Raw genomic sequence first — 12,486 nt, 5'->3', positions numbered from 1 at the left:
CCATAAAACATATACCATATAGTAAAACCTTTTAATATAGATATATAAGCGCCAAAGCATAAACAAGTAATAAATGGAATTAATTTTTTATTTGAGCAAACATAAAATAACAAGCCTATAAAAATCGCAATGAATACACATATAAACATTCTTTCAAAACCAAGAATCAAGCCAAGCACAAATAGGATCCCTATATCAGCACTTCCTATCCAATCCTGCTTACAAAAATACATTAAAGAGGCAATAAAGCTAAATAATATGCCAGATAAATGTATTGAATCGAAAAAACATACAGTCAGGATCAAACTGAATACACCCCATATCTTAGAAATATAGTAAGTTTTATAGTCTTGCAATCCTAAACAACACAGATATAGTTGAAACAATATAAGTCGATAAAAGTCCTTATTGGATCCATAATATAATGTTACCATACTTAAAAATATAAATAGAATTGTTCCAAATCCCATATATCGTTTCTCAAGAAAGTAAACTAAGTATATCCAAAGAAGAACGATACATAAAATAATAAAAAAGATCTTCATACTATATAGTATGAAGATCAAAAGTGACAAATACATGACAAATTATGCATTTACGAAATCAGGATCATTTTCTTCTTTTTTATAAACAAGTTTTAATAATATTGGTGTTACAACTGTCGTAAATACAACACATAATAAAACTGGCGTCACAAATAATTCAGGTAATAATCCTAAGGCCATACCTTTATCGGCGACAATCAAGGCTACTTCACCACGAGAAACCATTCCACAGCCAATTCGAATACATTGTTTTGGTGAATACTTACATATTAGAGCACCTAAGCCACAACCTATGATCTTTGATACTACTGCAACAATACATAAAACCACAACTAGAATCAATAAACTGGAAGTTAAATGAACTGGTGAAAGTTTTAATCCGATGTTCGCAAAGAAAATTGGTGTGATCAACATATATGATAAAGTTCCAATACGTTTCTCTACATAAGCACATTGGCTTGTTCCAGAAATAATCAATCCGGCAACAAAACTACCTGTGATATCAGCAACACCAAAGAATGCTTCAGAAGCATAAGCCATTAACAAAGCAAATGAGAATGAAACGATTGAATAACGTTGCAGACCACCACGTGAATCGTGATTAAACCACCATGCAAAAGCTTTATGAAGAATAACTCCAGCAACAACCGAGAACACAAAGAATGCAAGTATCTTTAATAATACCATTGTAATATCTACTGAACTATCAGCCATCCCTGTTACCAAAGTTAAGGCAACAATACCTAATACATCATCAATAACAGCTGCTGCAAGAATTGTATTTCCACTATCTGTACTCATACAGCCCATTTCTTTTAACGTTTCTACAGTAATACCTACACTTGTAGCCGTTAAAATGACACCTAAGAACAAATTATGCAACCATGCCTCTGGTCCAACATTATAGAATGATGCTACAACATATCCCATTCCTAATGGAACCAATACTCCTAATACCGCAATAATAAAAGCTTTTAATCCAGCTTTTTTTAGATCGCTCACGCTTGTCTCCAAACCTGCGGCAAACATCAATACGATAACACCTATTTCTGATAGAGAATTGATCAAATCGCTTGGCCCAACGATATTTAAAAAAGCAGGACCTAGAACAATTCCGGCAATCAATGCCCCCACCACACTAGGCATTCGAAGTTTTTTAGAAAATAATCCAAAAAGTTTAGTTGATAATAGAATCAAAGCTATATCCAATAAATAGCGATAACTTTCCATGATGGCTCCTCCTAATTTAATCTTTTATTACAAATTCATGGATTGGTAATGAAAGATCTAGCTGATCAAAGCGCAACTTATACGCAATCAGCTGAATATTCATATTTTTTCCTTTATAACCGTATTTCTTATCCCCGACCAGAGGGTGTGAAATACTCGACATCAACGCTCTAATTTGATGAAACCTTCCTGTGTGAAGCTCAATTTCTACCCAGGTATTCATTTTATCCTGCATCAAGACGTTTCCTTCCATATAAGCAATCTTATATCCATCTTTAGGATAATCGGAAACAAGAGCTTTAGTCTTATTTTTATACATATATTTTTTTATGACAAAATTTTTATCTTCTAGATGTCCAGATACATATGCTTTATAGTACTTGTGTATTCTTCTTTGTGCTATTGCTTCATTTATAATCCTTGATGCATTGGCATTTTTAGCTGCTATGACAAGTCCTCGTGTATTACGATCTAATCGATTGCAAATGCCTGGTGCAAAGCTGTGTGCATTATTTGGATCGTATTCATTCTTCTCATATAGATAACCCTGAATTCTAGATACAAGTGTATCTTGTGTTTGAGAAGTATCGCTTTGCGATAGCAATCCCACTGGCTTATTAACAATCAATATATTCTCATCTTCATAAATAACATCAAGTTGATTTGAAATGAAATTAGATTCCCTTTGTTTCTCATTCAAAAACTGAGGAGGCAAAAACAAAAGCACAATATCTCCTTTATTCAAGATCTGATCATATGTACAACGTTTTCGATTTACTTTTATCTTTTTGTTACGTATTGCTTTATACATCAAAGATCGTGAAAGATCAGGAAACATTTTCAATAAAAACTTATCCAGTCTTTGATTTGCATCATCTTGTAAGATTTCAATTTGTTTCATAAATGATTTCTAAACTTTCTAATAAACTGTCTGCGATAATGGCATCAACTCTTTCTAATTTTTGTCTTGACTGATGGCCTGTTGTAACCAGGATACAATTTGCTTTAAGTGTATTAGCAACTTCATAGTCATGAATGCTGTCGCCAACAAACCAAATCTCATCTTCTAAAGAACAACTCTCAACATATTTTCTTGCCAGCTCTTTCTTGCTGGAAGCATAGATGTTTTCGATTCCATGAACAGAATCTACATAATCTAAAATGTCGAATTTTTCTATTTGTTTTAAAAGATAATCTTTTCTACTGGCAGAAAGGATACATTGGGGAAAACCAAAAAAATGAGCTTTTCTCAGTGTTTCATAAACATCTTCAAAAAGCTGACAATCATAACTTTTTTCCTGGTAATCTTTCATGTATTCACCAGCCAAAACTTCATACGGAGTCTTATCAAAATTAAATCCAGCTTTTTGATAATAATTTTGAATTGGAAATTCAAATATATCACGATAAGCAGCTAAATCTATTAAAGGATCCAGATTTTTTGAAACCAATAGACGATTGATGCATTCAAAACAAAGATTTACATCATTTAATAAGGTCCCATTCCAATCCCATACAATCCTTTTCATTGATAAAAATCCTCCTTGAATGATTATAACACTTTAAAAAAGAAAAAAAAGTTTAAGTTGCACATGAAAACGATATCATTTATAGTGTTCCCATTTTATACCTGGCTCTTTCATTGTGAAAAAAATAACTTTAATTGTTTCCATAACGAGAAATGTTCGTTATAATGTTATGGAGAGAGTAAGGAGGAAATATGCGAGGAATTTATAACTCAGTAACCGACATAAGACGTAAAGTATTTGCTGCCATTGCCAAAATGGCATATGATGACAATACCGATTACGCAAAACGAATTGAAGAGATCCCATATGAGATCTTGCCGGGTACAAAAGCAAAATATCGTAATAGTATTTTCCTGGAACGAGCTATCATTGGAGAAAGATTACGTTTAGGAATGGGACTTCCTGTACGTGAAATGTCAGAATACGGGGCTTTATCAGATGGTATCGAAGAAAGTACTATTGCTAAAAAATACTATGATGATCCTCTGATCAACATTGTAAAATTTGCCTGCAATGCCTGCCCTGAAAAAAAAGTATTTGTAACAAATGCCTGTCAAGGATGTCTTTCTCATCAATGTACGGAAGTATGTCCTAAAGATGCAATCCATATCGTAGATGGAAAAAGCTTCATTGATCAGGAAAAATGTATTAAATGTGGTCGTTGTATGGATGCTTGTCCTTATAAAGCTATCACAAAAATTGAAAGACCATGTGCTGCAAGTTGTGGTATGGATGCCATCAGCAGCGATGAAGATGGAAAAGCTGTTATTGATTACGATAAATGTGTAAGCTGCGGTCAGTGTTTAGTAAACTGTCCATTTGGTGCAATCATTGATAAAGGTCAGATTTTCCAGACAATTTATGCCATGAAAGAAGGATATAAAGTCATTGCGGCTATTGCTCCAGCTTTTGTAGGTCAATTCGGTCCCACTGTAACACCAGATAAAGTTAAAAACGCATTGAAAGAACTTGGATTTGCCGATGTTGTTGAAGTTGCTATTGGAGCTGACTTGTGTACGATTGAAGAGGCCGAAGACTTCTTGGATAAAGTTCCTGAAAAACAACCATTTATGGCAACAAGTTGTTGTCCTGCCTGGTCTGTAATGGCTAAAAAACAATTCCCTCAGTTTGCATCTTATATTTCAATGGCTTTAACACCAATGGTATTAACTGGCCGCATGATCAAAAAAGATAATCCAGATGCAAAAGTTGTCTTCATTGGTCCTTGTGCTGCTAAGAAATTGGAAGCAAGTCGTAAATCCATACGAAGCGATATCGACTTCGTATTAACGTTTGAAGAAGTTATGGGTATGTTTGAAGCCAAAGGTATCGATTTAAGTGCTGTTGAAGGTGGAGAACCTCTTGAAGAAGGTACAAATTCTGGACGTGGATTTGCCGTGAGCGGTGGTGTTGCTAAAGCTGTTAAAGATTTGATCAACAAAAAACATCCGGAAGTTGATGTTAAGATACAGAATGCTGAAGGCTTAAAGAATTGCCGTACAATGCTAATGATGGCTAAAGCCGGAAGATTGGATGGATATCTATTAGAAGGTATGGCTTGCCCTGGCGGATGCGTTGCTGGAGCCGGTACATTACAACCAATCACAAAATCAAGTGTTTTAGTTAAAAAATATGCTAACGAAAACGAAAAACAAACTTCAGATGAATCAGCATATTCTGATCGTCTGCACGAACTATCAAATAGCTAAAAAAGAGATGGATTATTCCATCTTTTTTTTTTATACTATAAAAGAATGTGAGGTAATTATGAAACGATATCAATTTTATAAAGTTGCCAGTGCAACACCTGAAGTATTTATTGGTGATCCTGCTGCAAATAAACTTGAAATTCTTAAAATTATGTCAGAACTTGATCCTGACACACAACTTGTTGTATTTCCTGAACTTGCATTAAGTGGATACACATGCCAGGATTTATTTTTAGAGGATGTCCTATTAAGAAATGTACGTATTGAATTAGAAGATCTAGTATCTAAGATGCCACAAAATCTTTTGGCCATAGTTGGGCTTCCATTAGTCATCGAAAATCGTCTCTATAACTGTGCAGCTTTTATTCGTAAAAATGAGGTTCTTGCGATACAGGCAAAAACTTATATCCCCTCTTATAATGAATTCTATGAAACAAGATGGTTTTCAAGTGGTAGAGAACTTCCTAAAAATGCAACTGTAACACTTTTAGATAAAGCGGTTATGGTCTCTAATGATATTCTGGTAGAAGATCTTACGACCGGAGCTAAAATTGCTGTTGAAATCTGTGAAGATCTTTGGGTACCAATTCCAGTTAGCACAAAACTTGCTTTAGCAGGGGCTAATATCCTGTGCAATTGCTCCGCTTCTAATGAAATCATCTCAAAAGAATCCTATCGAAGAAATCTAGTCATTCACCAAAGTGCTTCTACATACTCAGCTTATATCTATTCAAGTGCTGGAACCAGTGAAAGTACAAGTGATCTTGTTTTCTCTAATCATAATTTAATCGCTGAAAATGGTTATCTGCTTAAAGAGACAACGATCAAGGACAGAAAAAAATTTATTAGCAGTGAAATTGACCTTCAACATTTAATAAGTGATCGAATTCATTTCAAAACAAGCTTTGAAGATTCTTATTCATGCACATGTATTCAAATAAGATCCAATCCAATTGATTTGATCCAGTTAACAAGACCAGTCAATGCTTATCCATTTGTTCCACAAGATAAACAAAAACGAATTGAAAGATGTCATGAAATCTTAAACATTCAGGCTCATGGTCTAGCAACTCGTTTAAAAAAGATACATTGTCAAGATGTCGTCATTGGAATCAGTGGCGGGTTGGACTCAACATTAGCTTTATTAGTTTGCGCTAAAGCATTTGAAATTAACAAATTTGACACAAAAGGAATTCATGCTATCACAATGCCTGGATTCGGTACAACGCATAGAACTAAGAACAATGCACAAATTTTAATGGACATTCTACAGGTCGATTCAAAAGAGATATCAATCGTACCAAGTGTTAACCAGCATTTTATCGATATTAGCCAAGACCCAAATAAACACGATATTACTTATGAAAATTCACAAGCTCGTGAGAGAACACAGATCTTAATGGACCTCGCCAATAAGACAAATGGTCTTGTGGTTGGAACTGGTGATTTAAGTGAATTAGCTCTAGGTTGGTGTACATATAACGGAGATCACATGAGCATGTATGCAGTCAATGCCAGTGTTCCTAAAACTTTAGTACGTTATATTTGTGAAAGTGTAGCTTTAGATGCAAAACAATCAAACAATCTTAAATTATATAATGTATTAATGGACATTTGTGATACACCTGTATCTCCTGAACTATTACCACCTGATTCTCATGGTAAGATCCAACAGAAAACTGAAGAAGTTTTAGGATCGTATGATTTACACGATTTCTTCTTATATCATATGCTTCGTCATCATGAAGAACCTAAAAAAATCTTCGATTTAGCTAAATTAGCATTCCAGTCTGTTGATTCAAATGTTATATTAAAAGCTATCCAAACTTTCTATTCACGCTTCTTTACTCAGCAGTTTAAAAGAAACTGTATGCCAGATGGTGTAAAAGTAGGTTCGATTTGTTTTTCTCCTCGAGGTGATTGGCGAATGCCTAGCGATGCATCTAGAAATCTTTGGCTTAAACAAGTTAACGAATTAAATGAGCAGGACTAAGATCCTGCTCATTATTATTTTACGATTTTAATAGCTTGAATTGCACAACATTTAGGACCTCCCTGAGTAATAAATACAGGTGATAGATCAAATATTTCAATAGTTGCATTTGGATATTTTTCAACTAATGCTTTTTTCACTTTAGAAGCTGTTTCTTCATTAAATGCATGAGATATAGATATATGATATGAATCATCTACATTGCGATTATCGAATTCTTCAAAAATTGAAAGAACCACTTTTTTTAATGTTCGATTTACCGAATGCTTTTCTAAACAGCGTCCATCATCTGATTTTTTCATACAGACAACAAGTTTTAACAAGCCGCCCAAACCAGCTGCTGTCTTTGAAACTCTTCCTCCTCTTTGAAGAAAATCAAAATCAAAAGGTATCAAAAAGGATACATCAGTTTTTGCAGATTCCTCTAACATATATAAAATTTCTTCTTTTGTTTTTCCATCTTTGGCCATTTTTAACGCTTCATTAACCAAAACTCTATGTGGTCCACATAAAGTTTTTGAATTAAATACAGAAATATTATCTGGATAATTACAGCTTTCTTTAGCCATTAAAGCTGAATCGTATGTTCCACTTAAACCAGCCGCCATGGTGATATCAATAACGTCTTGATCTTTACCATATTGATTATATAAATCCATTTTTTCTCCAATTGGAGGTTGTGATGATGTAGGAATTGCTCCATTTTCAATCTTACATAATAAAGTGTCAGAATCTATTGTTTCAAATTCGCGATAATTATCTTTTCCTATTATTACAACTAAAGGTGTAATTTCTAGACCTATATTCATCGCTTGGGATTTTGAATATAATGTTGATGAATCTGAAAGTATTTGAACCATTGTTTTATCCTCATTTCTATACATCAATATTATACTTTCTGGTTTCGAAAGTCAATATATCTAGTTTTAAAATCCATATTGATTAGCAAAACAAAATGTGATATTGTAAGCACATGAAAAATATAGAAGAAATACATAAATCGTTAATAAGTTTTAAATTACCTCGATGGAAAGATCTTCCTGATTTTGATATTTATATGGATCAAGTCATTTTTTATATTAATCAAGAACTCTCACCTCTTTTTTTTGAGGAAAAAGTTATAACATCTAATATGGTAAATAATTATGTTAAAAATAGCATTGTCAAACCGCCAATTAAAAAGCATTATAAACGTTATCATCTCGCATTTTTAATAGTAGTTTGTATTCTTAAAAGATGTTATTCTTTGGCCGAAATATCCAAATTAATAGAAATCCAAAATGAGATGGAACACAGTGATCTTGAAAAAGCATATGATGCATTTTCAATTTGTTTTGAAGAATGTTTACATGCTACTTTTGCAGATGGCGATGATAAAAACCTTCAATACAATGCATCAAATTGGCAAAAGCAATTACTATACAATGTGGTTCGTTCAATCGTTTATAAATTATACGCAGAAGTAGATTTATTAGATAAGAAAGGTAGTATTTTATGACAAAAGAAACATATCCTGCATTATACACAACAAGTGTTAAAGGTACCAATTTTCATCATTCTGGTATATACCCAACTTTATACTTTAAAATTCTTCCTGATGAACAAAGATATCAAAATGATTTAGATTATCGTGAATATATGGACTTTATAAGCCATGAACCATATGATGCAATCGCAAATAAATTTTTATTATCTATTCCAACTAAAATAACAAATGATAAACAAGCTTTTCTATTATTTAAAACTAATGTTGACATCCAAACTGTTAAGCAATTTTGCATTGCCATGTTAGATGAAATTAATTATTTTACAGGTACAAATCATAAAGCAGACTATTACATGACTGAAACCATACTTTTAGAAATCGGGAAAACACCTTCAATTTTTAAATCTTCCAAAATTGGTGAAAAATTAACTAAAACAAATTTAGTAAGTGTAAATAAGATAATTCTTGAAGGAAGCAGTAATAACAATGACAACGGTATTCTAACCTCCTTCGAGACATATTTATACATGAAAAATCAAAAACAGAATGAAGAACAAGATAACGATGAAGAAATCGTAGTTTGGTAACGAAACCTAATTCAAATACATACTTTGAGAATCTGAATACACTATATAGCCTCTCGAGCATACATAACGACATTAATCAAAATATTTAATACTAATTAGATTGATTAGGAAACATTTCATAATTATACAGAAATATTTCCTTTTATTTTTTTATATCTTCTGTAAATTATTAGGTGATCTTATATATGTCTAAAAACTTATGTAAATAAAAACATGTAGCATTTCTTGTGATATGATGATTTTTTATATAGAGTATATTGATTACACTTAATTTTTGAGTATTAATATTTTATATAAATTGATGAAATCTAAGCATATAAAATTAATAATAATTGTTTGTTAAACATCGTATTAATAAATTAAAAAGGATCTTAAAGTCAGGGAGCTCAGACTCTAAGATCCTTTTCAAATACCAATTTTTTACCAAAATCAAAAATACTTATGATTTCCTTTTTGAGAATGCATAAAACTGTATTAATCCATAAAAAACACAAACTATCATGATTAACCAACAAAATGCTAAAGAAACTCCTACATACGATTTATCATAACCATTATATAAAATCAATATTCCTAAAGCAATGTACAGAACAGCCTTCAAAAGCATTTTAGTTGGGTCTTGTTTATTTAAAACATCAATATATCCAATATATTCAGATTTATTAAACTTCTTAACTTTTTGTTTATCTTTTAAAAAGACTCTAAATTTGTATTCCAAGAAAACAAAAATAAAAATAGTTAATATGTTAGACAACAACACAGAAGCATGGAATAAAGTAAATAGAGTTTGTAAAACAATAAAAGAAGACACCCCTATAATGTATCTATATCGATAAAACGAAAACATTTTAAAATCAAAAGTAGGAATATATACAGCATTTTTCATTAAAAAATCCTTGTAAATGATCCTCCCCTTTTTATCTTCGTAAATATTCAAACCATAAATAGAATTATCATTATTAAGCGACATAAGCGATCTCCTATCTAAACAATAAGATTATATAATTTTAAAAGCATATAAATCAAGATAATAAACAATGAAAGCCAGGAAAATAATCCTGGCTTAAGTTTAATTCGTTAAAGGTAGAGAGAATTTTACCTTTCTTACTATAGTACAGTCCAAGGAACTGGTACTAATGGTTGATATCCACCAGCCCAGATACCGAATACAGCACCTACGATACCAATTACTAACATCAAACCGATGCACTTAACAGGAGTCCATCCTTTTTTCTTGATTAAGAAGAAGCACAATAATGTTAATAATAATGGAATCAAGCAAGGCAATACTTTATCAAAATAATCTTGAATATTGATAAATACTGGTTGCATTTCGGTTACAGTTTCAGTAACTACTTCTTTTCCATCAACAACAAGTTTTTCAACTTCAGCAGCTGTTTCACCATTAGGAACAGAAATACCTAGTTTAGTACCTCCACCATAGTTAGCAATCAAAGCACCTACGATGAATACACCAAGTACAGATGCAGCATGAGTAAATTCTTTAGCATATTTAGTCATAGCTGTAATAGCTTTAGTACCCATGTTATAAGACCAATACAATAATCCATAACGTAGAGCCATTTCAACACCAAAGATGAATACAAAATACAAGATTGGACCGACGATACTTCCATCAATAGCCATCTGAGCAGTCATACCTGCAACGATTGGAACTAATGACATCCAGAACAATGCATCACCAATTCCACCTAATGGAGCAGCAGTAGAGATACGTACTGAACGAATTGTCTGAATATCCATTTTCTGTTGTTCCATTGAAAGAACGATACCCATAACAAATGTAACGATAAATGGGTGTGTATTTAAGAAATCCATATTGTGAGTCATAGATGTAGCTAAGTCATCTTTATTAGTATGGATTTTTTGAAGACCTGGAAGAATAGCCCATAACCAACCAGCAGACTGCATACGTTCATAGTTGAAGCATGCCTGTAACTGCATAGATCTCCAAGCCATTCTATTCAATGTTTTGTTGTCTAATCTAGGAGCAGGCGTTAGATCTTTATATTGAGTCATGTTATTAGATTCCATCGCTCATACCTCCCATTCCATTTCCAGCGTTTTCTTTAATATTTTTTGTTTGCATGAAATCATTAATTGCTAATGCAATACCTAAGAATGCAACTAAGATCAATGCAGCAGATGCTGTTGATTCCAAACCACCAAATAATAATGCCATTGCAAATCCAGCTAATAAGTAACCCCATAGATCGTTAGCTAACATTATCTTCAATAGGATTGCGAATCCAACGAAACGCATCATACCACCAGCAGCACTTAGACCACCCATGAACCAGCTTGCATTTTCGCTTAAAGAGTTCAAAGCATCGCTTGCAGCAGTACCACCAACATAAGCAACGATAGCGATTACTGCAAACAATGAACCTAACATTAACATATGAATGTTCAATACATTAGTGATACCTTTAGGATTTGCTTCTGCAGCAGCTTTATCAGCTTTAGCCATTAAACCAGATGCAACAGAGAAAACCAATGTAACGATATACTGACCGAATGTAGCGAAGATCATACATGCACCTAAAGCAGCATTAACATCCATATCTGCTTTAACGGCGAAAATCATTGCAACTACACCACCCAATACAGCGTTAGGAGGCTGAGCTCCACCGATAGGCATATTACCAACCATCATAAGCTCGTAAGTACCACCAACTACTAAACCAGTATTGATATCACCAAGAATCGCTCCCATAATAGGACAAGCAACCATTGGACGATATAATACTTCTGTTAGTGAGAATTGATCAATCGCAAAGATAAATGTAGCAATTGCCAATAATACTAACTCAATTACGTTAATATCTCCCATATTAACTTTTTCTCCTTTCAAAATACTTATTTAAAAAGTTTGTCTGTGCTTTCAGGAGCTGTATCAGGAACACGCTGAATTGATAATTCAACTCCTAGTTCTTGAAGCTTTTTGAAAGCAGCAACATCATTATCATCAACTGCAACTGTTGTTGCAACTTGACGCTTTCCGTCAGCCATGTGCATGTTACCAATATTTAATTTCTTAATTGGAACACCACCCTCCACAAGTTTTAGTACATCCTGTGGATTCTCACAAATGATGAAAATTTTCTGAGCTGGACTAGCTTTTCCTATGATATCGATTGTCTTCTGAATAGAGAAGAAACGAGTCTGTGCATAGGCTGGAGCAGCCATGTTCATTAATCCCTGACGGAACTCATCATTTGCTACAGCATCATTCGCAACTAACAATAGGTTGGCACCTAAAACACCACACCATTGAGTTGCAACCTGACCATGAATTAAACGGTTGTCAATTCTAGTCAACAAAATGTTTGGCATAAATCTCTCTCCTTTCTAGGTGATAGCGCTTTCTTTCGAGGAAAAATCTA

The 12,486-nt window shown here is 33.1% G+C and carries 12 protein-coding genes; 4 read left to right on the top strand and 8 right to left on the bottom strand.

The features are described 5' to 3' along the window. Positions 1–587: 587 nt before the first annotated feature. Genes HMPREF0367_RS06095 through HMPREF0367_RS06085 form a run of 3 tightly spaced genes read right to left on the bottom strand, consistent with a single transcriptional unit; the run spans position 588 to position 3,304 of the window. Complete coding sequence (locus HMPREF0367_RS06095; protein WP_022356375.1) at positions 588–1,775, bottom strand: cation:proton antiporter; 1,188 nt, start codon at positions 1,773–1,775, stop codon at positions 588–590. Positions 1,776–1,791: 16 nt separating this feature from the next. After that, on the bottom strand, positions 1,792–2,676 hold the full coding sequence (locus HMPREF0367_RS06090; RefSeq protein WP_035402298.1) for an RluA family pseudouridine synthase: 885 nt from the start codon (positions 2,674–2,676) through the stop codon (positions 1,792–1,794). Beyond that, the gene (locus HMPREF0367_RS06085) at positions 2,663–3,304 is read right to left on the bottom strand and encodes an HAD family hydrolase (RefSeq protein WP_022356373.1); all 642 of its coding nucleotides are present in this window, start codon (positions 3,302–3,304) and stop codon (positions 2,663–2,665) included. Before HMPREF0367_RS06085 ends, HMPREF0367_RS06090 begins: the two co-directional genes overlap by 14 nt. Before the next feature lie 191 nt (positions 3,305–3,495). On the opposite strand from HMPREF0367_RS06085, the gene HMPREF0367_RS06080 reads away from it, so the two are divergent. Both HMPREF0367_RS06080 and HMPREF0367_RS06075 read left to right on the top strand, forming a co-directional pair. After that, positions 3,496–5,013, top strand: coding sequence for a 4Fe-4S dicluster domain-containing protein (locus tag HMPREF0367_RS06080; protein ID WP_035402296.1), 1,518 nt, complete (start codon positions 3,496–3,498; stop codon positions 5,011–5,013). A gap of 58 nt (positions 5,014–5,071) precedes the next feature. Beyond that, positions 5,072–7,006 (top strand): NAD(+) synthase, encoded by a 1,935-nt coding sequence (locus tag HMPREF0367_RS06075; RefSeq protein WP_035402295.1) that lies wholly within the window; start codon positions 5,072–5,074, stop codon positions 7,004–7,006. A 14-nt stretch (positions 7,007–7,020) separates the two neighbouring features. On the opposite strand, the gene HMPREF0367_RS06070 is transcribed toward HMPREF0367_RS06075, so the two are convergent. Beyond that, positions 7,021–7,866: a DegV family protein gene (locus tag HMPREF0367_RS06070; protein ID WP_022355235.1), complete on the bottom strand. Its 846-nt coding sequence runs from the start codon at positions 7,864–7,866 to the stop codon at positions 7,021–7,023. A 113-nt stretch (positions 7,867–7,979) separates the two neighbouring features. Between HMPREF0367_RS06070 and HMPREF0367_RS06065 the strand changes: the two genes are divergently transcribed. Both HMPREF0367_RS06065 and HMPREF0367_RS06060 read left to right on the top strand, forming a co-directional pair. Further along, entirely contained in the window at positions 7,980–8,504 is a 525-nt protein-coding gene (locus HMPREF0367_RS06065; protein WP_035402292.1) for a DUF1836 domain-containing protein, read from the top strand. Then, positions 8,501–9,079: a hypothetical protein gene (locus tag HMPREF0367_RS06060; protein WP_035402291.1), complete on the top strand. Its 579-nt coding sequence runs from the start codon at positions 8,501–8,503 to the stop codon at positions 9,077–9,079. The genes HMPREF0367_RS06065 and HMPREF0367_RS06060 overlap by 4 nt, the downstream gene beginning before the upstream one ends. 439 nt (positions 9,080–9,518) lie before the next feature. Here the strand turns inward: HMPREF0367_RS06060 and HMPREF0367_RS06055 are convergent, their stop codons facing one another. The 4 genes from HMPREF0367_RS06055 to agaB all read right to left on the bottom strand — a co-directional run bounded on the left by HMPREF0367_RS06055 (position 9,519) and on the right by agaB (position 12,436). Then, positions 9,519–10,049 (bottom strand): hypothetical protein, encoded by a 531-nt coding sequence (locus HMPREF0367_RS06055; RefSeq protein WP_035402289.1) that lies wholly within the window; start codon positions 10,047–10,049, stop codon positions 9,519–9,521. Between the two features lie 137 nt (positions 10,050–10,186). Beyond that, positions 10,187–11,134 (bottom strand): PTS system mannose/fructose/sorbose family transporter subunit IID, encoded by a 948-nt coding sequence (locus HMPREF0367_RS06050; RefSeq protein WP_035402287.1) that lies wholly within the window; start codon positions 11,132–11,134, stop codon positions 10,187–10,189. After that, on the bottom strand, positions 11,124–11,933 hold the full coding sequence (locus HMPREF0367_RS06045) for a PTS sugar transporter subunit IIC (RefSeq protein ID WP_035402285.1): 810 nt from the start codon (positions 11,931–11,933) through the stop codon (positions 11,124–11,126). Before HMPREF0367_RS06045 ends, HMPREF0367_RS06050 begins: the two co-directional genes overlap by 11 nt. A 26-nt stretch (positions 11,934–11,959) precedes the next feature. After that, positions 11,960–12,436 carry a PTS galactosamine transporter subunit IIB gene (agaB, locus tag HMPREF0367_RS06040; protein WP_022355241.1) on the bottom strand — a complete coding sequence of 159 codons (477 nt, stop codon included), beginning with the start codon at positions 12,434–12,436 and terminating at the stop codon, positions 11,960–11,962. Between the last annotated feature and the right edge of the window lie 50 nt (positions 12,437–12,486).

It is taken from the genome of Faecalitalea cylindroides ATCC 27803, from assembly GCF_000469305.1.
GTDB lineage: Bacteria > Bacillota_I > Bacilli_A > Erysipelotrichales > Erysipelotrichaceae > Faecalitalea > Faecalitalea cylindroides.
Note: the sequence above shows the minus strand (reverse complement) of the source record. Positions and strands in the feature narration are given on the sequence as shown.

Bases quoted from the DNA above. Each gene is read 5' to 3' on its own strand.
- HMPREF0367_RS06095 (WP_022356375.1), bottom strand. From the start codon at position 1,775: ATGGAAAGTTATCGCTATTTATTGGATATAGCTTTGATTCTATTATCA.
- HMPREF0367_RS06090 (WP_035402298.1), bottom strand. From the start codon at position 2,676: ATGAAACAAATTGAAATCTTACAAGATGATGCAAATCAAAGACTGGAT.
- HMPREF0367_RS06085 (WP_022356373.1), bottom strand. From the start codon at position 3,304: ATGAAAAGGATTGTATGGGATTGGAATGGGACCTTATTAAATGATGTA.
- HMPREF0367_RS06080 (WP_035402296.1), top strand. From the start codon at position 3,496: ATGCGAGGAATTTATAACTCAGTAACCGACATAAGACGTAAAGTATTT.
- HMPREF0367_RS06075 (WP_035402295.1), top strand. From the start codon at position 5,072: ATGAAACGATATCAATTTTATAAAGTTGCCAGTGCAACACCTGAAGTA.
- HMPREF0367_RS06070 (WP_022355235.1), bottom strand. From the start codon at position 7,866: ATGGTTCAAATACTTTCAGATTCATCAACATTATATTCAAAATCCCAA.
- HMPREF0367_RS06065 (WP_035402292.1), top strand. From the start codon at position 7,980: ATGAAAAATATAGAAGAAATACATAAATCGTTAATAAGTTTTAAATTA.
- HMPREF0367_RS06060 (WP_035402291.1), top strand. From the start codon at position 8,501: ATGACAAAAGAAACATATCCTGCATTATACACAACAAGTGTTAAAGGT.
- HMPREF0367_RS06055 (WP_035402289.1), bottom strand. From the start codon at position 10,049: ATGTCGCTTAATAATGATAATTCTATTTATGGTTTGAATATTTACGAA.
- HMPREF0367_RS06050 (WP_035402287.1), bottom strand. From the start codon at position 11,134: ATGGAATCTAATAACATGACTCAATATAAAGATCTAACGCCTGCTCCT.
- HMPREF0367_RS06045 (WP_035402285.1), bottom strand. From the start codon at position 11,933: ATGGGAGATATTAACGTAATTGAGTTAGTATTATTGGCAATTGCTACA.
- agaB (WP_022355241.1), bottom strand. From the start codon at position 12,436: ATGCCAAACATTTTGTTGACTAGAATTGACAACCGTTTAATTCATGGT.